The organism is uncultured Zhongshania sp. (assembly GCF_963975605.1).
GTDB lineage: Bacteria > Pseudomonadota > Gammaproteobacteria > Pseudomonadales > Spongiibacteraceae > Spongiibacter > Spongiibacter aquimaris.
Window position 1 is genome coordinate 44,334 of the sequence record NZ_CAXBHN010000014.1, and the last position, 23,683, is coordinate 68,016.

Genomic DNA, 23,683 nt, shown 5'->3' on the forward strand with positions numbered 1-23,683 from the left:
AAAAAATCATTATAAGTCATTTTGCAGATATCATAGACCTGACTTACAGTGTTGGCAAGCGCGATATGTGGCGCGGGCAATGCGCTAATACCGAAGAGAGGTTTGCAATGAGTAATATAGTTTCTGAGCGAGTTACCAGCGTACACCATTGGAACGACACGCTATTTAGTTTTAAAACTAGCCGTGATCCATCTTTCCGTTTTGAGAATGGCCATTTCACTATGATTGGTCTGAAGCAGGGTGAAAGAAACTTGATGCGCGCCTATAGCATTGTGAGTGCGAATTACGAGGAGGAGCTTGAGTTTTTTAGTATCAAAGTGGCTGATGGCCCGCTGACTTCTAAGCTTCAACAAATCAAAGTGGGTGATGAAATTTTAATCAGCCGCAAACCGACAGGCACCTTGGTTGCGGATAATTTATTGCCAGGTAAAAATTTATACTTGCTGAGCACGGGTACGGGCTTGGCGCCGTTTATGAGTATTATCAAAGACCCGGATATTTATGAGAAGTTTGAGAAAATAGTCCTGGTACATGGTGTTCGCTACGAAAGTGAATTGGCCTATCAAGACTTTATTCGCCACCATTTGCCGCAGCATGAGTTTTTTGGCGACGTGGTGCGCGATAAATTGGTGTATTACCCCACGGTTACCCGTGAAAAGTTCGCCAACCAAGGTCGTCTGACCGATTTAATTCGCAGCGGAAAGCTGATGGCGGATGTGGGTTTGCCTGCGCTGAATGTCGATGATGATCGTTTTATGATCTGCGGTAGCCCAAGCATGTTGAAAGATACTTGTAGCTTGCTTAACGGTGCCGGTTTTCAGGAGACGCGTGGTGGTCAGTATGGTCATTTCGTGATTGAGCGAGCTTTTGTCGAGCATTAATGTCTGCGTTGCTTTGTTTTTCTTGAGCCCCTTGTAAAGGGGCTTTTTTTTAGTGATTTTTAGGTCACCCCGGTAGGGTATGAAGTTTCTCCCGCCAATTGTTCTGTCAGCCGTCGTCTTTTTGCAAATACCATTCGTCAACGCTAATTCAGTGCGCAGTTTAACAATGCATGCTAGCGTGATCAGCAAGGTGTTTATTTCGCTATAAATTGATAGATAAGCGCTTTAAGGTGGAGTCATTCAGGCAGCCTTGATAAGTTAGGGGCTGTTTTTAATCAGGACAAGTGAGCGCCATGTTTAAAAAAATCTTATTATCGCTGACAGTGTTATTAATTGTTGCGGCTGTCTATCTTCGATTTGGTCACCTGCCTGAGCCCTTGCCGGCGGATACGCAAAGTAGTCATTGGTTGGAGGGCGGCATATATGACGTCAGTTATTTTGATGTTGAGTTAGTTGATGATACTCGTCCGACCCAAAAAAATGGGGATTACGCGGGGAGTGATGAGCGTCGCTTGCAAACTCGAATATGGTATCCAGATGGGTTTGTGGGGTCGGCGCCTTTGCTGATATACAGTCATGGCTTTATGTCGTCGCGAAGCGGCGGTAGTTATCTCGCTGAGCATTTTGCGAGCCATGGCTATATTGTTGCGGCAATGGATTATCCGCTCACTAATATGAACGCACCGGGCGGGCCGCTGGTAAAAGATGTTGTGAATCAAGCGGACGATATTAGTTTTTTGATCGACCAGTTTGTCTCGTGGGATACAGATGCCAGTAATCAGTTTTACGAACGCTTAGATGAACAACGTATCGGCGTGATGGGCTTATCCTTGGGTGGTATGACGTCGACCTTGGCCGCGTTTCACCCACGCAGTGCTGATTTACGTATTTCTGCTGCGGTCTCTATTGCGGGGCCAGTTTTCCTTTTTAGGTCAGATTTTTACGAGTCTAGAGATATTCCCTTTATGATGATCGCGTCGCCGATTGACGCCATGATTGATTATCAAACGAATGCGGCAACAGTTTTGCCGAATGTAAAAGGCGCGGTTTTGGTGACAATGGCTAAGGCTTCGCACACCGGTTTTGCCGACCCAGGTCGTTATCTGCGATGGCTGGATAATCCCGATTTATTGGGTTGCACGATGGTAACGCGCGGGCTCGAAAAAACTGCGGATGAACCGTGGGCGAACGAGTTAGGTTCTGTGGAGGAGGGGATATTGGTGGTGCCTCAAACGGCACTTTGTACTATAGATCCTTTGCCTTCGGCGATGAATCCAGTTCGTCAGCAGTGGCTTACTACCTTGGCTGTCTATTCGTTTTTTGAATCAAAATTCGCATTAAGTGAATTGCGGCGCCAGGAAGCAGCCGAATTTTTGTTAAATACGATGTCCACTGAAATCCCTCAAGTGACAGTCACTCGTGCTGCGAAGTGAGTGAACTAGAGGTGACCATATAGGGCTATCGAAGCGTAATGTGGCCGGTTATATTGATTGGCCAATAGTGAGCTTTGGCTTGTTGGGTAAAGGGATGCGCAAATCTGCGTGCTATTTATAATAATTAATAGGGAAAGTGAAGATGACTGTGGCTTTTTGGTGTGTATTTATCGCGTGTTTGCTGCCAATCGTGACGGCATGGGTGTGTGGGTATTTTCGGGGGAAGCAGTTCGGTAAGATCGATAATAAACACCCTCGCGCTCAGTATGGGCAACTTGAAGGTCCGGGGGCGCGTGCTTACGCGGCGCAGCAGAATGCGTGGGAAGCTTTACCTATCTTCGTTGCTGCCGTGTTGGTGGCGCATTTGGCGGGCGTTGACGCAAGTAAATCTGCCATCGCCGCAGAGGTGTTTATTGTCGCGCGAATACTCTATCCAATTTTTTACATAGCGAACAAGGATGCACTTCGTTCTCTGTCATTTTTAGTCGGTCTTGGAGCGTGTATTGCTCTATTTATAATGGCGGCTTAAAACGAATGACGGCAGTGATGGACAAAAAGATATGGATATTGTGTTTGGCGCTGGGCTTTGTCCTCAGTGCAAATGGCTATGCGAAAACTGAGGCTACAGAAGAGGCTGGCCTCGGAACCGCCGAAGAATTTTTGCCGGTAGAGGAGGCTCCGCCGCCACCATCGTTGCTGCGCGCAGAACAAATAAAGCTTGAGACATTTGATAGTTTTCCTCGCGGCGGCCCGGATAGCATTGCTGGGCTTGGCGATTGGTGGCTGTCTAATGGCAAAATTTGTGTGGCGGTAAGTGGTGTTAACCATCACGCTGGTATTGTTGCCGGTGGTGGTACGCTTATTGACGTGTCGCATTGTGAGCGCGGGAATGATCAGTGGACCTATGCGAATATATTGACTGGATTGGCAAAAGAGACCGCGATTCCAGTTTCGAAAGTTAGTACGTTGATTGAAGGTGATCACGCCGACATTATCACCGAGGGAGAGGGCGACGGCATACGTCAAACCGTTACATACCGTTTATTAGAAGGCGGCGAAAACCTCGAAATTGACGTAAAAATAGAGCGTATTGGTGACGGTCGTGCTGTGCAGATGAGTGGCTTGTTTACCCTGTACTCGCAGCGCGCATTAACCCCATTTAGTTTGTCTAGTTATATTCCTGATGCGACCTTGGGTTTTCAGCATCCCGCGATTGATCGCAATAAAGTGTCTTCTCTGCTTGGTGGCATGTTGCCAAACGACTGGAATATTTTGGTGGGCGCGGATACTTACGACACCAAAATCAGTTACGGCGTGCAGCTGGGGTCCGCGGAATTGATTAAGGCAAATGGAAGTCGTCAGCCCTTACCACGATTTTTGGCGGTGTTTCCCGATTATAGTTTGCATGGTTGGATGACGCGCCCACTGTGGTTTCAAAGTGAGCGGCTAACGTGGCTGTCACTGCTGCAAAATCAGTTTATGGATTTAGAAAAAGGTGAGCAAATGCTTGCCAAGTTTACGGTTTTGTTAGGTGATCGTGCCGACGTCGCATCGGTGACAGATCAAATTTATAGCGGTCCGCGATTGCGTGGTTATGCGAATAATTTCGATGTTTCGGTGGCGGTTTGGGATCAGGAAGACAGGCCCGTGACCCAGAGTCGTGTCGCGGCAGATGGCAGTTTTAATATTAGGCTACCGACCCACGTGCAGTGGGTGAAAATGCAGGCCACCGCGCCTTGGGGACAAAAAATCACCCGGGAATTATCATTGGCTGATGCGCGCAACGACAGTGGCCGCTGGGTATTCCGTAAGAATGGCGCGCTGAAATTGCCGCGTGACATTGCTATGAGCCTATATTTTTTTGGTTTTGGCGATACCGCAACGCCAGAGTTTGGCAACGATTTGCTGGGTTTTACCGAGCAGGGCGTGCAGCTGCCCGGTATGTTGCGCCGAAATCGTATTGATCTAGCCGGTGTGGACTCAGATTTAAAAGAAATTAATTTGCCGCCTGGCCAGTATCGCGTGTTAGCGGCACGTGGAATCGAGTTTGATGTGCGAGAGTATTTGTTGACGGTTGTTGCCGGTAAAACCAGCCAGCTACCCATCGTTCCGTTAAAGCGTATTTGGCATGGCGGAGATTGGCACTCCGCCGATTTACACGTTCATAGCGGCGCGAGCTTTGACTCAATTTTGCCCTTTGATGAGCGTCTGCGCAGTTTTGTGGCGCAGGGGGCAGAGGTGTTGGTGGCCAGTGAGCACAACCGCTTGATTGATCAACGCGGGCGAGTGGCCGCAATGGGTCTGGAGAATAAGGTACAGGTCATTACCGGCAGTGAGTTGACGGGGATGGCTAGAACGGTGAATGCGCCAACGACTGTGGGTCATAGCAATGCATTTCCCTTAACTGCTAAGCCAATGGAATTTGCCGGTGGTAGTCCCGCAGTAGAAAACAGGGCCTTGCGTGAAGTTATTGCCGGAGTGCGAGAGCAGGCGCCCAATGCGCTATTTCAATTAAATCACCCACGAGCGGTAATTCCCTTGGATGCGGATTTAGCGTTTTTTGATCATTTATCAGTAGGTCAAAGCTATGATCCAAAGCAGCCCTTAGACAGTATTAATAACGGTAGCTTACTTGCCCCTGATCCAGTGTCAGGGTTTCGCGATATCGATTTTGATGTGATTGAAGTGCTTAATGGTGCTGAGTTTGCGGTGTATTCGCAAATTCGGGATGACTGGTTTTCACTGTTGAATCAAGGTGCCAGACGGGCTGCGACGGGGAATAGCGACACCCATGGTTTACGCAGCGTGGTCGCCGCCCCTCGCAATTATGTTTACATACCTAATTCAAATAAGCAGCTTCCACTGGATGAGACGGCTTTTGTTGGTGCAATTAGAGCGGGGCACAGTTTTGCGACGACTGGCCCGTTGTTGGCGGTAACACTCCGGGATGCGTATTCAGAGGCGGGCATGGGAGAAACCTTTTCGGGGCGTCGCGGTGAGCTGCATATTCAAATTGATGCGGCACCCTGGGTGTCGGTCGATACCTTAACTGTGTGGGTTAACGGTGAAGTTTATCGTCAGTTGAAGGTCGCAGTTGGCGATCACAAAGTGATTGAGCTAATTGCCGATACGGACTCCTATGTGGTGGTGGAGGTAAGCGGGGAGCCAAATGCGGTGTATCGCGCGCTGATGCCTGATTTAGCTCCGCTGGCGCTAAGTAACCCCATTTACCTTGATGCCGATGGCAACGGGAAGTGGCAAGCGCCCAAGATAATGAACTAGTCTTAAGTTCGAATTGTCATAGTCGGCAAGTGCCGAATGTGAATAGTTATACCGTGCGAATGATTTAATGCTGTGAATATTGGCATGTTTTTTTAGACGAAGGCTGTGTCATGATACTTTACAAGACACGTAGATCGATGACGAACGAGGGGGTTCACCAATGAGAATGTCAATTAATGTTAGCCGTTGGGCTACATTGCTAATGGCGGCAGTTTTCGCAACAGCATGTAGTATTGATCCATATACCGGCGAAGAAAAGACCAGTAATACGGCTAAAGGCGCTGGCTGGGGTGCTTTGGGCGGCGCGGTATTGGGCGCGGCGGTATCAAGTAAAAGTGACCGTAAAAAAGGTGCGCTACAGGGTGCAGTAGTTGGTGCCGCTGCAGGTGGTGGCTACGGTTACTATATGGACCGTCAGGAGGCAAAATTACGAGCACGCCTTGAGGGTACTGGCGTTGGCGTTCAGCGTGTAGGCGATACCATTAAGCTAATCATGCCTGGCAATATCACTTTCGATACCGGCAGTTCAGCGATCAAAGGTGGTTTTACCGACGTGCTTGATAGCGTTGTATTGGTAGCGAAAGAATTTGATAAGACCTTAATGCAAATTAATGGCTTTACCGACTCTACCGGTAGTTTCCAAACCAACCAGTCATTGTCTGAGCAGCGTGCCGGCAGTGTTGGTCGCTATTTTATGAACCAAGGTGTTGCAGCAAGTCGTATCCGTACCACAGGCTATGGCCCGCGTGATCCGGTTGCAGATAACAGCACTGCATCAGGTCGTGAGCAGAATCGTCGCGTAGAAATTGAGTTGTTACCTACTCAGTAACCGGCGATTTATTCTTAGAAGGGCGTCATCCGTGACGCCCTTTTTTTGTCTAAATAAGCTTGGGGTCAAAGAAATGTCAAAAAATATCTACCGATTGTTGCTGGTTTTCACTGCAGTGTTGGCGCTGGCTGCTTGTGCCGCATTCAATCCCATTGAAAAGCCCCAAGTTGCAATCACTAATATTAAAATGGCGCCTGCCAATGGTTTTCAGCAAAAATTGCTGGTGGGTTTGCAGCTCGATAACCCAAATTCATTCGCGCTAAACCTAGGTCGATTGAGATACACGCTGGAATTGCAGGGCCAGTCACTCGCGGGTGGTAGTCTAAATGAAGCTATAAGCTTACCGGCAAATGGGCAGACCCAAATAGTTGTTCCCGTCGAGGTGAATTTGCTTAGCGGTCTTGGTGTCTTGAGTAAAATACTGGGCAATATGCAATCCGATCTCGATTACAAACTGAGTTTGACGGCTGCGGTGTCGAATTTTGGTCTGGGGGATATTACGATCAATAAAGTGGGTAAGGTCGGAATAGGTAGTTCTGCACCGTAAGCTATCGGGGCCGGTTTAGTGGCAGGCTTGCTAGCCTGCCACCGTATTTACTAAGCACTTTTAGCAGATTTACTTTTCTTGCCGCTGTCTAATTTGTCGTGAAGGCTAACAAGCTGCTGGGTTAACTTATGCGATGGCGCATAATGAATCAGCGGAATCTGCCTGCTGCGTGACTCCTTCATTTTAACCGAGCTGCTCAAATATTGATCAAAAATAGGTAGCCCGTCGGCTTTCATGCTTTCGATTAATTGGGTGGGCAAGCTGGCCTGAGCTTGGAACTGGTTAACGATTATCCCCTCAAGCTTTAAATCTGGGTTGTGGTCTTCGCGAATTTCTTCAACGGTTTCCATTAGGCCCATTAGCGCGCCTTGAGAAAAACTGTCGCAGTCAAAAGGAATCACCAGAGAATCCGCGGCAATAAGTGCCGAACGACTGTAAAAGTTGAGAGCGGGCGGTGTATCAATGTATATATGTTCGTATTCAGCTTGCAGCTTATTAAGTGCGTCGCGAAGTTTGTAAATTTTGTGGCGGGTCTCTAGCTCTCGCTCAATCACGGCGAGCTCTGGGTGCGATGGCATTAAGTACAGGTTTTCAAACTCTGTTTCGTAAATACAATCGCTTGCGTCTTTGCTTTTGCCAAACAGCGACAATTTTTGTTTAAAGAAGTCGGCGGCATTGTCTTCAAGATCACGAAATTGTGAGCCAATTAGGTATTCACTGCTATTTCCCTGGATATCAAGGTCAATAAGAAGTGTCTTAAAGCCCTTCCACGCGCTTATTGCGGCTAAATTGCAGCTTATGCTGGTTTTGCCGACCCCGCCTTTCTGATTAAAGATTACCCGCTTCATTGCTTTATGCCCTGACGACGTATTACTGAGAAAAACTAAATCCTAGCAGCTCTCGTGCCAAGGTGCTATGGCCCTACTTTATGTGTTTTAGTGCCGCGGCAGTTTAGCTGGGCTGCGACGGTTTTTTACCAATCCATTCACCGGTGCGCAGTACGCCGAATAACAGAACCACAAGATAGCCTTCCAAGGGGTTTTTGTATTCTCGGTGGATGTCTTTGCGGAAAACGATGCATTCCAGCCCATGCGCGACAAGTAGGCCTATGCCGATCCACGTTATCCACTGGCTGTTCTCACCGAGCAGGGGAAAGACAAAATTTATAATGAATGCGATCCAGAAGCTGAGTTGAACAATTTTCAATAGCATTGTCATAAGACTTGAATCCTTCGTTATTCTTCTAAGTCGCTGCATAATGCCGCAATGAATTATGGGCTTCAAGTCCTGTTACAATCGCATTACTTAACATTTATTTAGATTGAGAAGATAACATTATGTATACCGGAATTGTGCACGGTGCCTACCCACTCGCGGCGGTGGTACGTAAACCGGGTTTGCATCAGCTATCCATTGACCTCCCGCCGCTATTGCTAGACGAGTTAGTCATAGGTGCCAGTGTTGGCTTAGATGGTGTATGCATGACGGTGACGGGTATTAATGGTGCACGTGTATCATTTGACGCCATGCAGGAAACCCTGTCTTTAACGACCTTGGGTGAGCTGAATGAAGGCGACGGTGTTAACGTCGAGCGTTCGGCTAAGCAGGGTGCAGAAATAGGTGGTCATAATATTTCTGGCCACGTTGATGGTTGTGCGGAAATAATTGCGATTGAAGAGTCTGAGAATAATTGCACGCTGCACTTTCGTTTGCCGCAAGGCTTGAGCAAGTACGTGTTCAAAAAAGGATTTATTGGCGTTAGTGGCTGCAGTTTGACGGTGGCAGATTATAGGCGCGATGAGGCTGAGTTCACGGTTTGTTTAATTCCCGAAACATTGCGGGTAACAACCTTTGCACATAAGCGAGTTGGTGATCGTGTAAATATAGAAGTAGACCGACAAACCCAAGTCATTGTCGATACGGTGGAGCGGGTATTGGCTGAACGGGGTAGTTAAAAGTGGCTCCAGCGTTTTACACCGGAGCCGCTATGGTTTTTACTCGCTAGGCATAAGGCTGTTGACGCGCTCTAATGCGTCGACATACTCAGTGACTAAGCGAAATATGACGGCGCGAGTCGATTCAACATGGTTGATTTGACCGACAACCTGACCGACAGGGTTAAAGGCGACTTTTTGGCAGTCGCCAACTGATGCGTAGCGTGCGGTGCGGCGAATACCATCACCACTTACCAGGCCTTGTAAGGGCATTCCCAGCGGGCTAGGAGTGTCAGCGCGCTCCCAAGCTTCGGTCCATTCGTTTTTCAGCATGCGGCAGGTTTTGCCAGTCCAAGACCGTGAGCGCACAGTATCTTCGCTAGATGCACTTAGCAGCGACTCTTTTTGGGCAGGTTCGGCGTGGGCTTCTTCTACCGTTAACCACAAGGAGCCAGTCCATACACCTGCACAGCCCATGCTCATTGCGGCTAGCATTTGCTGACCATTGCCGATACCGCCGGCTGCGAGTACTGGAACTGGTGCTGCTGCAGCCACGGCTTGCGGCCATAGTACAACTGAGCCAACGTCCCCAGCGTGTCCGCCGCCTTCGCCGCCCTGTGCAACGATAAAGTCTAGGCCGGCGTCCTTGTGGGCTTTAGCTTGTTTAACACGACCACATAGCGCGCCGACTAGACGGCCACTGTCTTGGATCATTTTAATTTTATCGGCTGGCGGAGTGCCGAGTGCATTGGCGATCAATTTGCATTTGGGGCGGGTTAGAGCCTCCATAAGCAGCGGGGTAGCGGTTGCTTCTGTCCAGCCCAATAAACCCATGTTTTTAGTGCCGTCTGGCCATTCAGGAACACCGGCATCAGCTAATAATTTTTGAGCAAAGTCGATATGTTCCTGCGGGACCATTTTCCACAGTTCTTTCTCGAGCTCCTCTGAGCTCATGTCGCCCATGCCTTCATATTTTTGCGGGATGACGATATCTACGCCATAAGGCAGGTCGCCGATGTGCTCATCGATCCAGTCTAATTCCGCTTTTAGTTCCTCGGGAGAGAATCCAACTGCACCTAAAACGCCAATACCACCGGCTTTGCTGACTGCAACAACTACATCACGACAATGCGTGAAAGCAAATATGGGGTATTCTATGCCGAGCTTTTTACATAATTCGGTATACATTTCGAGCCTCTGACTTTGTGTGGCGCGGAATATACGGCGCCATGAATTGACCCGATTAGTATTGCGGACACCCTAGGCGTCGACAATGGCTTAAGTAATCAATCGCCATTGACTAAAAAGATCAGTATTTTCAGCCCATAGTTGTGTTTGGTCTTGTGCGTTCATGCTTGGCAGAGTAAAACGTGAACCTACACCTTCGTATATCCCGTATAGGAACTTCGCTTAAAAATGGACAGAATGCCCTCCATAAGCGCACGTATTTTGCTTTTGCAGATTCGTCATCGTGCTCTGGATACGGAAATAACTGAGCTGGCTTTGAATCCATATCAAAACCAGCTGCTTTTGCAGCGCTTAAAGAAAGAAAAGCTGCGTATCAAGGATGAAATACAGTGGTTGAAAGACGAGCTTATTCCGGACCTAGATGCGTGAAGAGGGTCTGGCAGCATGCCTTGTGAGATATGTCTCACAAGGCATGCTGCTGTTATCTGCTTTTACTTCCTTAGCAAGCGGGCATAATAGGCAGCGTCAGGACGACTTAGGCATTCAACGGATTGGGTGCGACAATGGATGTCGAAATTATAGAAGCCGGAGCAATTGCTCCGGCTTTTTTTTGCATTGAGCTTTTGTGATGACTTGCTTAAGCTGCGCTCTTTCTTGAGCCTCCTGCAGCGATTTCCATTTTATGACAGTGCGCGTTTGCCATGATAGATCGTAACTTTGACGGTATCGCTGAGCGCTTCCAAAAGAATATCTATGGAAATGCCAAGGGGGAGCTGCGGCTGGCTTTGTGTTGGCGAGAGTTAATCGACAAGCTGCCTCTGTTAAGCGCAAATCATTCGATGTCGGTATGGGACGCTGGCGGTGGCTTGGGGCAAATGAGTGTTCGAATGGCTGAGCTAGGCCATTCAGTGTTGCTCAACGATATTTCTGCTGAGATGCTGGAATTGGCTCGCCATAGTATTAGTCAGGCTGGACTGACTTCACGTGTCGATATATCGAATACCGCGATACAGGCAATCAGTTCAAGCCCTATGTATCAGCATTCCTTTGATTTGGTGTTGTGCCATGCAGTGCTAGAGTGGGTCGCTGACCCTGAGGCCGTGATCTTTGCTTTGGTCAGGGGGATGCGCCCTGGGGCCTATCTGTCCCTGATGTTTTATAATCGCAATGCGCTTATTTTGAGTAATATGGCCAAGGGTAATCTCTATAAATTACGGGATAGAGATTTTGCAGGGCATCCCGGTGGGCTGACGCCGCCCGCGCCGCGACAGCCGCAAGAAGTAATAGAGCTATTGCAGCAGGCGGGACTTGAGGTGCTTGCTAAGCGCGGCATTCGCTTAGTTTACGATTTAATGCCGCGAGCAGTGCGGGCTGAGAGAAGTATCGACGATGTGCAGGCGCTTGAGTGGCAATATGGTGCAGAAGAGCCTTTCTGGTCGCTGGGGCGTTACGTGCATTTACTTTGCCGTTTGCCCCAGTCTTAACTTTAGGCGTCGCGAAAGCGAATGCCAAGTTTGTCGTACACGGCCCCTAGAATCCAAAGTGGCCCGATTAATAAAAACAAAATATCAGTAAAGAAGGATGGCTTTTGGGCTTCTTTCTTGTGGCCAATAAACTGAAAGACCCAAGCGATGATCCATATGGTGGCAGCGGGTATCCACAGTGGAAAAGCGACATAACTTTGGTAGGCCATAATTGCTGCGGCGAGGAGTAATACGAAGGGCAGCATGCCCAGCGCTAGCTTTCCCGATAAATAGCCGTAAAAGAACATGGCGCCAATTAATATAATCTGACCAAGATTGACAGGCGTGGCGGGTATTTGCACCAGCCACAGTAAGGCTACGGTGCATACGGCAATCGCCGGCACACACCAATAATGGATGCGTTTATTGCCTGGATTTTGGTGCGAAGCGTTATATTCGTCTAGCCATTGGGTCAGGTTGCGCACAGCAGATCTCCGCTACTCAATCAAAAAGCTTAAGCTAAGTGAATGATTAAAGTGGGTCAATGGCCTCATTGACATTGTGGTTTGACAATCTACGTCAGGTCGATGCGGATAAATGCGCGAGTTTTCTTGCGCCCGCCAAGGGCCGCTCCTAAGTCTAATAGACGCATTTGCAGGCCGTATTTTTTTACTAGCTGGCGATGCGCTAGCTGACTTTCGGCGTCATCGATTAAATGGGCACTGCCGTTAATATTATCGCCAAGTGGTTTGCCCGTCACAGTACACGGCGCTATTTTACATTCGCTAAAGTTGCGAACGCGTTTGACTTTGCCTGCTTGGCCGGCTGAAAAAATATAAAGTGTGTTGTCATCGCCGGCGCACCAAACTGGGGTTGCCACAAAACTGCCGTCCCGTTTTTTTGTACTGAACAAAATATAACTAGCTTGGTGTAATGGCGTCATGATGTTAAATCCAAAGGATATTGATAATTCCTAGTGTGCGTGGTGAATGCGTCACTTGCAATATTAGGGTAAAAGGCTGTTGGGGTTTGGTTCTTGGGAAGAGCTTGATAAGGGAATTAGCCGCCGATATTTGGCGGCTAATTTTACTTCTTATCTGAGTATGGAGATGGTTTTATTGTGACTCAGAAGAGTGTGGCGATGCAGTAAAACAAGCCTGTAAAAACGATGGAGATCAGGCTGAATTTTGCACCTTGCTGAGCTATGTTGCTAATTGTGCACGCGCTAACGGTGTGCGAGTTCATTTTTAAATCCTCTTTAGTAGAATGGTGTTAGATCAAGCTAACAAAGCAAGATGCAATGCCGACAGCAACAATCGCTAGTAGGCTGTATTTAGCGAGCAATTCGCCGATAATATTAGTGTCTTGGTTAAGTACTGCTTGTTGTAATTGAGTCATGGTAGTGCTCCGTCTATAAAGTTTTGTGTGTGTCTTGATGACGGAGTCAGTATACGAATAAGCAAGAAATAATTGGGTTACACCACGTGTGTCATAGCGCCGCTAAAATAATGTTGTTACATGTTTTTTTAATCATTTGGACAGAATGGCAGGTACGTAAAAACAAAGACTTAGCGCATCTATTACCGAATATTTAGACGGGTGTTATATGGGTGTAATGATGGCTCGCGAGTTAAATTGTTGTAATGACAGGGAAAAATCACCCGGCGACCGCAGTTTTTACTGATTACATTCCTGTGTGTAAGGCAAAATCTTTGAGAAGTTCGCCGATTAAAAAGGTCTCTACGGCGACAGCACCCCGGCTAAACCAATCCTCGGCTTCTGTTTTACTCCCTACTTCATAAATTAAAACAGGCCAGGGTAGCGTACTTAAATGGAGATCAATAGGTACGCAGTTGCGATCGCAAAAAAGAACCTCGGGTCGCAGTTCTACCAGTGCAGCTGATTGCGGATCTGGCCATACGTCAAACACGGCGCCAAAACGCTGCCAGCCCTCGTGCAACGCAAGGCGAAGAGCGCTGAGTTCAAAGCTGATCAGAATGCAGCGCGACGCGACGGGGCGCAGGGCATTGATAACGGCGTCTACTACAATTTGCTCGCCAAACTGAGTTAGGCTCTCTTCTTTGATTTCGACGTAGGCGTTGACTGCGGGATTGGTCTGCAGCAGGGCGACAATATCACTGAGTCGGCACATCGGATTATCGGGAAATGCATTGCCAAGGCGATAACTTTCGGTGGCAAAAAATGTGTCTAGCTCGGCGGCGGGATAATCCCAAATGAAGCCTTCACGCTGGCACATCCGCATTAAGTTGGCGTCGTGAAAAACATAGGGGACATGGTCTGCACTAAGTTGAACGTCGAGTTCAATATTCACAGCACCAGCCTGAATGGCTTTCTCAAAGGCGATGAGGGTGTTTTCTGGGTAGTGTTGGCGCCAGCCGCGGTGGGCTACAAAGTTCTCTACTTGCATATCAATTTCACCGCGTTTGGAATTTTATAACAGTATCCAATTTATCTTGGCTGGAATAAAGTGCGCGACTATTGTGGTATCAAAACCCCCAGTCGGCAATGACTACTGCTATTGGGTTTGCGAGCCTATAATGCGAGTCTAGCGACAACTATTTGGAGATCATATGTCTGCAGTATCGATAAAAGCCCTATTGGCGGGACAGCGTGAACCGGGTTGCGAGGTAACAGTTCAGGGTTGGATTCGCAGCCGTCGTGATTCAAAAGGTGGGTTTTCGTTTTTAGCTGTTCATGACGGTTCGGCCCAGTCGTCCATTCAAGTTGTCGCACCGGGTGAGCTTGCAAACTATGAGATTGATATTCTGAAGTTAACCGCTGGTTGCTCTGTCGTTGTTACTGGCGACTTGGTTGCCTCACAGGGCAAGGGGCAGAGTGTTGAAGTTCAGGCCAAGCAGATTGAAGTTTGTGGCTGGGTCGATGATCCAGATACCTATCCCATTGCCAAAAAGCGTCATAGTTTTGAGTATTTGCGCACAGTTGCGCATCTGCGGCCGCGCACTAATACCTTCGGCGCCATCACCCGAGTGCGAACAGTATTGGCGAATGCCGTGCATCGCTATTTTTACGAGCGCGGTTTTCAGTGGATTAATTCACCGTTAATTACGGCGAGCGACTGCGAAGGTGCAGGCGAAATGTTCCGCGTTAGCACCCTGGATTTAATGAATTTACCGCGTACTGATAATGGTAGTGTCGATTTCAGTGAAGATTTCTTCGGTAAAGAAGCCTTCCTCACAGTATCTGGCCAGTTAAATGCCGAGGCGTATTGTTTAGCCATGTCTAAGGTCTACACTTTTGGGCCTACCTTTAGAGCAGAAAATTCAAATACCAGCCGTCACCTCGCCGAGTTTTGGATGGTGGAGCCAGAGATTGCCTTTGCTAACTTAGACGATGACGCGGCACTGGCTGAAGATTTTCTGCGTTATTTGCTATCGCAAGTATTAGAGCATTGCGAAGACGATCTCGCCTTCTTTAATCAGTTTGTAGACGATGGCGTATTAGCTCGTTTGCAAAAAGTAGCGAGTACCCGTTTTGAGCGAATGGATTACAGCGACGCAATTACAATTTTAGAAAAATCGAAGAAGAAATTTGAGTTTCCTGTGCGCTGGGGCTTAGACATGCAATCTGAGCACGAGCGCTATTTGTGCGAACAGCATGTTGGCGGGCCTCTCATCGTGACGAACTACCCCAAAGACATTAAAGCTTTTTACATGCGCATGAATGACGACGAAAAAACCGTTGCCGCGATGGATGTGCTTGCCCCAGGCATTGGCGAAATTATTGGTGGTAGTCAACGTGAGGAGCGTCTCGATGTACTTGAGCAACGTATGGCCGAACAAGGACTGGATGGACTTGAGTGGTACCGGGATTTACGCCGCTACGGCACCGTAGCTCATGCCGGTTTTGGTTTGGGTTTTGAACGCCTGCTGAACTACATCACCGGTATGGAAAACATCCGCGATGCGATTCCTTTTCCGCGTACGCCAAAGCATGCCGATTACTGATTGATGCAGAATATAAGCTGCATTGCACGTCGACGCTCTTGGGCTTTAACTCAATGCTATTTTTCTGGAAAAAGAATGGCCTGGGTTTCAGAGTCCAAGATGTCAGCGAGCTTGTAATTCTTTAAAGCATCAAGAAACGCGTTCATGGCGTTATCTAACAAGCCCTTTAATTTGCAGCTGCGTATTATGCGGCAGGGTTGCTCGCTGCAATTAATCGGTTTTAGCGTGGTTTCAAAATGGCTAACCACATCTATCAGCGCTATTTCCTCGGCTGGCTTTCTTAAGCGAATGCCTCCTCCTTTCCCCCTTAATGCTTCTACATAACCTAACCTAACCAACTGCATAACTACTTTCGAGATATGGTTCGTGGATATGTCGTAATAGTCGCAGATATGCTGAATAGTCGTCATTTGGTCGCTGGGTAGGTGGCCGAGAAATATCAAGGTTCGAAAAGCATAGTCTGTCTGTTTGCTAAGTTTCATCGTTAGAGGGTTGCGTTGAGGTAAATGGTGGGAGTACTATACCTCTTTTAAAGATGCATTTAAATTGCATGTTATTGCTGGAGTTGATTGATATGACAACATTGTATGAGCGAATTGGTGGTGAGACGGCGGTTGACGCGGCGGTTGATATTTTCTATGACAAGATTATGGCCGACGATCGAATTAAAGCATTTTTTGAAAATATCGATATGTTCGCGCAGGCGCGCAAGCAAAAACTATTTTTAACGATGGTGTTTGGTGGCCCGAGTGAATACACCGGCCGTGATATGCGAGGTGCGCATGCGGGTATGGGGATTGATGATGGCCATTTTAACGCCGTGGTTGAAAACCTGGCGGCCACATTACAAGAGTTGGGTGTGAGCGATGGGGATATTGCTGAAGTTGCAAAAATAGCAGAAAGTGTTCGCGATGATGTGCTAAATCGCTAATAAAGTAACGGTTAGCTATTGCTGTAAAGTGCGACTCGATTCTGGTGTTATCGTGGGCAGAATCGAGTCGAACTCGCACTATAAACTTGATAATAAAATCGTTGTTGCTAGGCAACCAATAAAAACATCAATTTGCGCTGGAAATCGTCTAGCTCAGATGTTTTTACCCTTACCAGCTGTTCCAGCTGGAAGGATTGCTTGTCGTTAAACAGGCGCAGGGTGTCTGCGTCGAAGCTCAATTTTTCAGGAATAGTGCGAGCTTCCACAAAGCCGCTGATACCGGTATCAAGTAGTTCAACGGTGAAGCCGCCGCCGTTCACGTGAGCAATGCGAGCTTCGTAAACGGTGTCGGTAGTGTTGCGGGCTAGGTACTGATATTGCAACCACTGTTCCATTTGCTTGCTAGCCTGTCTTCCGTTGCGGATTGCGTCTTGCAGTGCCGCGAGTTCTGCTTCATTGGGCAAAGTTGGTGTCGTGTTATTAAGTTTGGCGCGTATGCAGCGTTGAACTAATAGGTCACTATATTTGCGGAGTGGCGAGGTAAATGTCGTGTAGCACTCTAAGCCGAGGCCGAAATGCGGTTTTGCTTCCACGCTTAGCTCTCCTGGCTGTAGCATCCGCGCAAATATACTGCGTAGGGGTAGAGCAGATTCGCTGTGTTCGCAGGCTTGGATGAGTGTCTTATAACCAGATAAGCTTTCGAATTGGCAGTCGGCTAAATTAGGGATTTCCTTGGCGATGACGGCACGCACATTGTCGTAGCGATCCTCGCGTAGTCCGGCGTGAGAAACATAGAGGGCTGGCGAATCTGCTAGCCATAGCGCTGCGCTGCGGTTGGCCGCCAACATGCATTCTTCTACTAAGCGGTGCGCGTCGTTGCGCTCAATTTTAGTGATGCTTTCAATTCTGCGCTGCTCATTCAGTTGGAAATGGAAGTCAGCCTGTTCGGGCATCACAATGTGGTGTTCGCTGCGGTATTGTCTCAGCGCGAGGCTGGCGGCATACAAATCTTTCAGACAAGTTTGACCTAAGTCCATGTCACCATGGAGGTCGGCGTTAACGTCGTGGTAGCTCAATTTAGCTCGCGATTGAATCATCGCTTCGCTAAATTGAATGTCGCTGATTGCGCCGTCTTTACCGACCTGTACGCGGCAAACGATGGCGGCACGATCTTCATTTGCAACCAGTGAGCAGCTTCCCTGAGAGACGGGGTTTGGTAGCATCGTTTGGGTGAAGCCGGGTAGATAGACTGTGTTGGCGCGCTGTAAGGCGGCTCGGTCTAGTGGGCTGCCTGGTGCTATAAAGGCGCCAGGATCGGCTACCGCAATGTACAGAGTCCAGCCACTGTCGTTGGCTTGGGCCCAAAGTGCATCGTCGATATCGCGGGTTTCCGCTGAGTCGATGGTAACAAAAGGAATGTCGCGAAGATCGCTGCGGTTCGCGGCGTTTAGGTCATCGCCAATGCTGCTGTCCTTCGGCCAATCCTTCGGTAATTTGAATTTGCGTTGGGTGTATTTACCTTCAATACCGGGGTTGTCGGGACTGCCGATATTCTCTAAAACTTTGACCTGCGACTTGCCATCTTTAAAGGGGTGCTGAGCTACCTGGCAGTATAGAAAGTCGCCTTCGCTGCATTTTTTGCGTTGCGATGGCGGAATGAAAAGTAGCTTATTGAAGCGCGGTAAGTCTGGTTCGATAAAGTGCCCTTGGCCGCGCACCACATAGCGTCCAGTGAAGCAGTCTAGCGGGCTGTCTAGTAGTTTTTCTAATTCCGCTTTGAACTTGCCTTTGTCGTCGGTGAGAACGTTGATGCGAACCCTGTCACCGGGGAAAACCCGTTGCATGTCGTCGGGAGCAAGAAATACATCGCGACCGTCGTCTAGACGTACAAATCCAAACCGCCGCTGGCTGCCGCGGACTTCGCCGTCGCCTTGATCTTTGGATTCAACGATTTGGGTTTTTAGCTGGCTGAGCTGTTGCAAGGCATTTTTGTCGAGCATGGATCGATGGTACCTGTGTTCGGGTCGCGAAAAAGGGGTACAGGGTAGCGGAAATGCGTGGCGGAGTCTTCCGATATCACCGTAATAACGGTTGACAATCATGGCCATCGCTTTTAATAATCAAGCTACGCTGTGTTGTATGGAAAGGTATATTGCCGTCACACCTTCTTGGCCTTCGGGCTTACAGTCACACCCCCTTTGCGCGCTGTACCCGCTCAGCCTCGCTGTATCAGCCCTACGCTCTGCGAGCTGGCATTTTCGTCCCTGGTTTTCCCCTTATCTGGTTCCGTAAACTGGCCCTGCTTGGCAGTAATCGGTGTCGGCTTTCTTTTTTGTTGTTAACAGAGAGTGCCCTATGGAAAAAATCTTTGTTCTTGATACTAACGTGTTACTGCATGACCCAATGGCGCTGAGCGCCTTTCATGAGCATCGGGTGGTTATCCCGATGACGGTGCTGGAGGAGTTAGATCATATCAAGGACAGGCGCGACAAAGATGTAAGTCGCGAGGCGCGAATAGCGATTAACGCCATCGATAAAATTCTATTCAACGCGAGCCCCAAGGCAATTCAAGAGGGGGTTCCTATTCCTAATGCGCGCAGCGATAGGGGTAATGGCACGTTGGCCATATTTCCTGATCAATTAATTAATCATGATGTACCGGCGCCGTATCTTGATGGCAGTCAACAGCAGGCAAATGACAATCGCATTATTAATGTGGCGCTGCATTTACAGGTAAAGAATCCCAAGGCTTATGCGTGCTTAGTCACCAAAGATATCAATATGCGCTTGAAGGCCAAGGGTTCGGGCCTGGAGAATGTAGAGGACTATCGCAAGGATCGTGTCCTGGAAGATATTCAATATATGGCAAAGGGTTACGAACATTTGCCGGGCAATTTTTGGGACCAGGTCGACAAGGTTGATACTCTGAGAGAGGGTGGGCAAACTCTTCATGTACTGAATCGCGCCGTGTTGCCAAAGGTGCATATCAATGAATTTTTATACGATGATAGCGGCTTTGCCAGTATGGTCAGGTCAATAGATGAAGACAAACTGGAGCTGCTTGATTTAAGCCGAGATCAGCTAATGCATCAGCGGATGTGGGGCTTGAGTCCGCGGAATTTTGAGCAGGCTATGGCCTTCTTTTTAATTTCCCGGCCGCATATCGATATGACGGTGCTCACTGGCCCCGCCGGCTCAGGTAAAACACTCATTGCACTGGCTTACGGTTTGCACGCGATTTTAGAAGAAAAGCGTTTTGATAAGATGATAGTGGCGCGCTCTACTCCGCCAATGGCTGAGGATATCGGCTTTCTTCCCGGCACCGAAGAAGAAAAAATGGCGCCGTGGTTGGCGGCATTTGAAGATAACCTCGAAGTCTTGCACGGTACGGACGAGTCTCCTTATAGCAGCATCGAATATGTTAAAGACAAGGCCAATATTCAGTTTAAATCATTGAATTTTATGCGCGGACGCTCCTTCAATAATGCCTATATTGTGATAGACGAGGCGCAGGGGCTGACGCAGTTTCAATTGAAATCAATAATTACCCGGGTGGGTGTTAATTCAAAGATTGTGGTGCTGGGAAATTTAGCCCAGATCGATAATAAATATATTTCGCCGCTGACCTCGGGGCTTACCTATCTTGTTGAAAAGAGTAAAAACTTTGAGCACGCTGGGGTTATGCATGTTAACGGTATTGAGCGCTCGAGATTGGCCGCATTTGCAGAGGAGAATTTGTAAGCATTGGACCGGAGCTTCGCGGCTGAGGGTTGTGGTGGGCTTTGCCATTACACCCTAGCTTCGCTCCATGTCAATACGGTTAAATGCGTCTTTGAGTAGGGCTGCAAGCGGCGTATGGTGATAGTTTCTAAAACCACGTTGGCGATTGAGGCTATGACACTTATTCAGGAACAGCGCGACGGGCGCCCAGCAATCCCTGAAAATGCGCTCGATTTGCTAACAGATATGCAAAAAGCAGCTCTGCGTCGCATCGAAAACTTTGGCTGGACACTTAAATTTATTCGGCAGCCCAGTTTTGAACCACCACTCGTGGTCGTTGAAAACTCGACTGGCGTCAATATCGGCGTCTTAGAAGAGGACGGTGGGGTGAATCTTAGTCCGCGAATTATATTGCGTGATTAACCTTAATTAAAAAATTTAACGACCTGCTCGTCGGGGTCGCGGCTCGCCTTGTTCTCATCCAGTTTTTGCAGATATCTCTTCCACAATTCATCTTGTTGATCGCAGAGTTCGCGCAAATACGTCCACGAAAAAATACCGCTGTCATGACCATCGCTAAACACCAGTTGCAGGGCATAATTGCCGACTGGAATTAGTTCGGTGATGCTGACCTTGAGCTTCCCTGTCTGCAGGGTTTCTTGACCCGCCCCGTGACCGCGCACCTCTGCTGACGGTGAGTGCACGCGCAGGAACTCGCTACTGAGTGAAAACCTGTCGCCGCTGGCGTAGCTAAGCTCTAGCTGCTGAGACTGTTTGCGGAATTTAATATCGGTGGGCGCTTGGCTCATGGTGTGATTTCTGCCTATGTAGAGGTTTCAAGCTGGGCATGCGTCGGGCGCCAGACCTCTGGCGCCCGACGTGAAGTTAAAGAATAAAGCGGCTTAAATCTTCATCTTTTGCCAATTCACCGAGCTGCTCTGAAACATAATCTCCGTCAATGGTGACAGTTTGCGCTTCACCGGCATCGAAAGAAATACTTTCCAGTAAGCGTTCCATCATGGTGTGCAGGCGGCGGGCGCCAATATTTTCAGTGCGTTCATTCACTTCCCACGCGGTTTCGGCAATGCGACGAATGCCGTCTTTGGTAAATTCTATTTTCAGGCCCTCGGTGGCGAGCAGTGCTTGGTACTGCTCAGTCAGTGAGGCGTGGGGTTCGGTGAGAATACGCTCAAAATCTTCTGGTGTGAGGGCGGATAATTCTACTCGAATCGGTAAGCGGCCCTGCAATTCCGGTATTAAGTCTGAGGGCTTGCTTAAGTGAAACGCACCAGAGGCAACAAAAAGAATATGGTCGGTGCGAATCACGCCGTGTTTGGTGCTCACGGTACAGCCTTCTATAAGAGGCAGTAAATCGCGTTGTACACCTTCTCGTGAAACGTCGGCGCCGCCGGTTTCCTGGCGTTTTGCTACCTTGTCAATTTCATCAATAAAGACAATGCCATTTTGCTCTGCGGCTTCTAATGCGCGAGACTTTAGGTCTTCCTCATTAATCAGCTTGGCGGCTTCTTCATCCTGGGCCTGTTTGAGCGCAGCTTTAACGCTCATGCGGCGGGTTTTCTTTTTGTCGTTACCTAGCTTGGAAAACATACCCTGTAGCTGGTTGGTCATTTCTTCCATGCCGGGCGGTGCCATAATCTCCACGCCGATGGGGCTTGCGTTCAGCTCGATATCGATCTCGCGTTCGTCGAGTTCGCCTTCTCGGAGCTTCTTGCGAAATAGTTGGCGGGTGTTGTCAGTGCGCTCTTCGCCATTGCTCTCGCCGCGAGCGGGGGGCAACAGAATGTCGAGTATGCGTTCCTCTGCGGCATCGGCGGCGCGGTGTGCAACTTGCTCCATTGCTTGTTCGCGATAAAGTTTTATTGCCACGTCTACCAAGTCTCTGACGATGGACTCGACATCGCGACCCACATAGCCTACTTCGGTGAACTTGGTGGCTTCTACTTTAATAAATGGCGCATTCGATAGCTTGGCAAGGCGGCGGGCGATTTCGGTTTTACCGACACCGGTGGGGCCGATCATCAAAATATTCTTTGGGGTGATTTCATTGCGCAGTGATTCTTCTAGCTGCATGCGCCGCCAGCGATTGCGCAGGGCGATGGCCACGGCGCGTTTTGCGTCGTTCTGGCCAACAATGTGTTTGTCGAGTTCGTGAACAATCTCGCGGGGCGTCATATTAGACATTAGTTACTCCGAGGGCGCGTTGGCGCTTAGTATTCTAGTGATTCGATGGTGCGGCTGTGATTGGTGTAAATGCAGATGTCGCCCGCAATCGTTAAGCCTTTTTCTACAATGTCGCCAGCGCTTAACTCAGTGTTGTCCATGAGGGCGCGGGCGGCTGCGGTCGCGAAGGAGCCGCCGGAACCGATGGCAATCATATTGTCTTCGGGTTCGATAACATCGCCGTTACCACTGATGACGAGGGTGGTTTCTTTGTCCGCCACAATTAGCAGCGCTTCTAGTTGGCGCAGTGAGCGCTCGCTCCGCCAGGCTTTGGCTAGCTCTACGGCGGCGCGAACTAATTTACCGGAATGTTTTTCGAGCTGAGCTTCAAATAGTTCAAAGAGGGTAAAGGCGTCGGCGGTACCGCCGGCAAATCCTGCCAGCACTTGATCTTTATATAAGCGGCGGACTTTACGGGCATTGCCCTTCATTACAGTGTTGCCCATGGTGACCTGGCCGTCGCCACCGATGACAACTTGATTGTTACGGCGAACGGAGAGAATTGTGGTGCCGCGAAACTGTTCCACGCGGGACTCCTTATCGTTAAAAAGGTGGGTTTATTGGGTGTTGATGACCCTGGCAGTCTGCTAAAAGATGTGGGGGCGCCCCTGATGATTTCAAGGGCGTGCTGCGCGGTTTCGGGTCGCGCTATTTCTTTTGGCGGATAACCAGGGTGTCGATGCTTTCGTTAATTAACTTGCTGCGAGCATCGGTAAGTGTGTTGTGAGACTGGAAGGGGCCAACGTAAACGCGGTGCCAGCGGTCGCCATTGGCTTCCACGGATTCGACTTTAGCGTCTAGGCCCAAAAGTAGTATTTGCGCTCTGCGGCGATCGGCGTCGGCGCCCTGTCTGAAGGAGCCCGCTTGCAAAATATAGCGCTCGTCACTGATATCTTGTTTCACTGCCGGTGGTTTGTCAGCGGTTTTGATGGCGGTTGCGGGTTTGGCGGCCGGACGTTGCTCGTCGGTTACGATAACTTCGCGCTCAGGCAGCACGGTAAAGAAATCAAACTTGGTATTGGTGGTGACGTCTTTGCGGTCTTGTTGGGCTTTTTCTTTTGCGGCGGCGGCCTTGGTTTCTGCTAATTTGGCTTCGCGCTCGGGGTGCTTGCTGATGACGGTAGAGTAAACCAGTACCGAGCAAATAATACCGGCGATAAAGCCAGTACCCAGCAATGCCGATGCCGGAAGCCCCTGCCGCTCGGGGCTGCGAGTTGCGCCGCGAGTTGTCTTCTTTTGTGTTGCCAT

At 49.0% G+C, this 23,683-nt stretch carries 26 protein-coding genes; 13 read left to right on the top strand and 13 right to left on the bottom strand.

Going from position 1 to position 23,683, the window contains the following annotated elements; all coding sequences use genetic code 11:
• Positions 1–107 precede the first annotated feature (107 nt).
• The 6 genes from AAC007_RS12390 to AAC007_RS12415 all read left to right on the top strand — a co-directional run bounded on the left by AAC007_RS12390 (position 108) and on the right by AAC007_RS12415 (position 6,972).
• Positions 108–881, top strand: coding sequence for a ferredoxin--NADP reductase (locus tag AAC007_RS12390; protein WP_295875418.1), 774 nt, complete (start codon positions 108–110; stop codon positions 879–881).
• 293 nt (positions 882–1,174) lie between these two features.
• Positions 1,175–2,314, top strand: a complete 1,140-nt coding sequence (locus AAC007_RS12395) for a hypothetical protein (protein WP_339677243.1) — start codon at positions 1,175–1,177, stop codon at positions 2,312–2,314.
• 142 nt (positions 2,315–2,456) lie between these two features.
• Positions 2,457–2,843: an MAPEG family protein gene (locus tag AAC007_RS12400; RefSeq protein ID WP_219042913.1), complete on the top strand. Its 387-nt coding sequence runs from the start codon at positions 2,457–2,459 to the stop codon at positions 2,841–2,843.
• Between the two features lie 5 nt (positions 2,844–2,848).
• On the top strand, positions 2,849–5,596 hold the full coding sequence (locus AAC007_RS12405) for a CehA/McbA family metallohydrolase (RefSeq protein WP_296435160.1): 2,748 nt from the start codon (positions 2,849–2,851) through the stop codon (positions 5,594–5,596).
• A 160-nt stretch (positions 5,597–5,756) separates the two neighbouring features.
• Complete coding sequence (locus tag AAC007_RS12410; RefSeq protein WP_219042911.1) at positions 5,757–6,425, top strand: OmpA family protein; 669 nt, start codon at positions 5,757–5,759, stop codon at positions 6,423–6,425.
• A gap of 73 nt (positions 6,426–6,498) precedes the next feature.
• Positions 6,499–6,972: an LEA type 2 family protein gene (locus AAC007_RS12415; protein WP_296435163.1), complete on the top strand. Its 474-nt coding sequence runs from the start codon at positions 6,499–6,501 to the stop codon at positions 6,970–6,972.
• 50 nt (positions 6,973–7,022) lie between these two features.
• Here AAC007_RS12415 and AAC007_RS12420 read toward each other — a convergent pair whose 3' ends face one another.
• Both AAC007_RS12420 and AAC007_RS12425 read right to left on the bottom strand, forming a co-directional pair.
• Positions 7,023–7,820: a ParA family protein gene (locus AAC007_RS12420; protein ID WP_219042909.1), complete on the bottom strand. Its 798-nt coding sequence runs from the start codon at positions 7,818–7,820 to the stop codon at positions 7,023–7,025.
• 103 nt (positions 7,821–7,923) lie between these two features.
• A complete protein-coding gene (locus AAC007_RS12425) occupies positions 7,924–8,190 on the bottom strand; it encodes a DUF1145 domain-containing protein (RefSeq protein ID WP_296435166.1) in 267 nt (88 codons plus the stop codon).
• A gap of 119 nt (positions 8,191–8,309) precedes the next feature.
• Between AAC007_RS12425 and AAC007_RS12430 the strand changes: the two genes are divergently transcribed.
• Positions 8,310–8,927 (top strand): riboflavin synthase subunit alpha, encoded by a 618-nt coding sequence (locus AAC007_RS12430; protein WP_339677247.1) that lies wholly within the window; start codon positions 8,310–8,312, stop codon positions 8,925–8,927.
• A 39-nt stretch (positions 8,928–8,966) separates the two neighbouring features.
• Here AAC007_RS12430 and AAC007_RS12435 read toward each other — a convergent pair whose 3' ends face one another.
• A complete protein-coding gene (locus tag AAC007_RS12435; RefSeq protein WP_296435168.1) occupies positions 8,967–10,094 on the bottom strand; it encodes a nitronate monooxygenase in 1,128 nt (375 codons plus the stop codon).
• A gap of 228 nt (positions 10,095–10,322) precedes the next feature.
• Here AAC007_RS12435 and AAC007_RS12440 point away from each other — a divergent pair, with 228 nt between their 5' ends.
• Together AAC007_RS12440 and AAC007_RS12445 are read left to right on the top strand one after the other, a co-directional pair.
• Positions 10,323–10,523: a YdcH family protein gene (locus AAC007_RS12440; RefSeq protein WP_219042905.1), complete on the top strand. Its 201-nt coding sequence runs from the start codon at positions 10,323–10,325 to the stop codon at positions 10,521–10,523.
• A 272-nt stretch (positions 10,524–10,795) separates the two neighbouring features.
• The gene (locus tag AAC007_RS12445) at positions 10,796–11,578 is read left to right on the top strand and encodes a methyltransferase domain-containing protein (RefSeq protein WP_339677251.1); all 783 of its coding nucleotides are present in this window, start codon (positions 10,796–10,798) and stop codon (positions 11,576–11,578) included.
• A gap of 2 nt (positions 11,579–11,580) precedes the next feature.
• On the opposite strand, the gene AAC007_RS12450 is transcribed toward AAC007_RS12445, so the two are convergent.
• From AAC007_RS12450 to AAC007_RS12465, 4 genes are all read right to left on the bottom strand, one after another.
• Complete coding sequence (locus AAC007_RS12450; protein ID WP_295875449.1) at positions 11,581–12,042, bottom strand: Mpo1-like protein; 462 nt, start codon at positions 12,040–12,042, stop codon at positions 11,581–11,583.
• An 89-nt stretch (positions 12,043–12,131) separates the two neighbouring features.
• A complete protein-coding gene (locus tag AAC007_RS12455; protein WP_295875454.1) occupies positions 12,132–12,500 on the bottom strand; it encodes a PPOX class F420-dependent oxidoreductase in 369 nt (122 codons plus the stop codon).
• A gap of 329 nt (positions 12,501–12,829) precedes the next feature.
• Positions 12,830–12,955: a hypothetical protein gene (locus AAC007_RS12460; protein ID WP_296435181.1), complete on the bottom strand. Its 126-nt coding sequence runs from the start codon at positions 12,953–12,955 to the stop codon at positions 12,830–12,832.
• A gap of 286 nt (positions 12,956–13,241) precedes the next feature.
• Positions 13,242–13,985, bottom strand: coding sequence for a glycerophosphodiester phosphodiesterase family protein (locus AAC007_RS12465; protein ID WP_296435183.1), 744 nt, complete (start codon positions 13,983–13,985; stop codon positions 13,242–13,244).
• A gap of 163 nt (positions 13,986–14,148) precedes the next feature.
• Between AAC007_RS12465 and asnS the strand changes: the two genes are divergently transcribed.
• Positions 14,149–15,543: an asparagine--tRNA ligase gene (gene asnS, locus AAC007_RS12470; protein WP_339677254.1), complete on the top strand. Its 1,395-nt coding sequence runs from the start codon at positions 14,149–14,151 to the stop codon at positions 15,541–15,543.
• A gap of 56 nt (positions 15,544–15,599) precedes the next feature.
• On the opposite strand, the gene AAC007_RS12475 is transcribed toward asnS, so the two are convergent.
• Positions 15,600–16,025 carry an Rrf2 family transcriptional regulator gene (locus AAC007_RS12475; protein WP_295875467.1) on the bottom strand — a complete coding sequence of 142 codons (426 nt, stop codon included), beginning with the start codon at positions 16,023–16,025 and terminating at the stop codon, positions 15,600–15,602.
• Positions 16,026–16,117: 92 nt separating this feature from the next.
• Here AAC007_RS12475 and AAC007_RS12480 point away from each other — a divergent pair, with 92 nt between their 5' ends.
• On the top strand, positions 16,118–16,474 hold the full coding sequence (locus tag AAC007_RS12480; RefSeq protein ID WP_295875470.1) for a group 1 truncated hemoglobin: 357 nt from the start codon (positions 16,118–16,120) through the stop codon (positions 16,472–16,474).
• A 107-nt stretch (positions 16,475–16,581) separates the two neighbouring features.
• Here the strand turns inward: AAC007_RS12480 and AAC007_RS12485 are convergent, their stop codons facing one another.
• Positions 16,582–18,474: a VacB/RNase II family 3'-5' exoribonuclease gene (locus AAC007_RS12485; protein ID WP_339677257.1), complete on the bottom strand. Its 1,893-nt coding sequence runs from the start codon at positions 18,472–18,474 to the stop codon at positions 16,582–16,584.
• Between the two features lie 355 nt (positions 18,475–18,829).
• Between AAC007_RS12485 and AAC007_RS12490 the strand changes: the two genes are divergently transcribed.
• Together AAC007_RS12490 and AAC007_RS12495 are read left to right on the top strand one after the other, a co-directional pair.
• Entirely contained in the window at positions 18,830–20,215 is a 1,386-nt protein-coding gene (locus tag AAC007_RS12490) for a PhoH family protein (RefSeq protein WP_339677259.1), read from the top strand.
• Between the two features lie 153 nt (positions 20,216–20,368).
• Complete coding sequence (locus AAC007_RS12495) at positions 20,369–20,617, top strand: hypothetical protein (RefSeq protein WP_219042895.1); 249 nt, start codon at positions 20,369–20,371, stop codon at positions 20,615–20,617.
• A gap of 2 nt (positions 20,618–20,619) precedes the next feature.
• Here the strand turns inward: AAC007_RS12495 and AAC007_RS12500 are convergent, their stop codons facing one another.
• The 4 genes from AAC007_RS12500 to AAC007_RS12515 all read right to left on the bottom strand — a co-directional run bounded on the left by AAC007_RS12500 (position 20,620) and on the right by AAC007_RS12515 (position 23,683).
• Positions 20,620–21,003 (bottom strand): DUF971 domain-containing protein, encoded by a 384-nt coding sequence (locus tag AAC007_RS12500; protein ID WP_339677262.1) that lies wholly within the window; start codon positions 21,001–21,003, stop codon positions 20,620–20,622.
• Between the two features lie 76 nt (positions 21,004–21,079).
• Positions 21,080–22,396 carry an ATP-dependent protease ATPase subunit HslU gene (hslU, locus tag AAC007_RS12505; protein ID WP_339677264.1) on the bottom strand — a complete coding sequence of 439 codons (1,317 nt, stop codon included), beginning with the start codon at positions 22,394–22,396 and terminating at the stop codon, positions 21,080–21,082.
• Between the two features lie 26 nt (positions 22,397–22,422).
• A complete protein-coding gene (gene hslV / locus AAC007_RS12510) occupies positions 22,423–22,962 on the bottom strand; it encodes an ATP-dependent protease subunit HslV (RefSeq protein WP_103684373.1) in 540 nt (179 codons plus the stop codon).
• A gap of 121 nt (positions 22,963–23,083) precedes the next feature.
• Entirely contained in the window at positions 23,084–23,683 is a 600-nt protein-coding gene (locus tag AAC007_RS12515; protein WP_219042892.1) for an SPOR domain-containing protein, read from the bottom strand.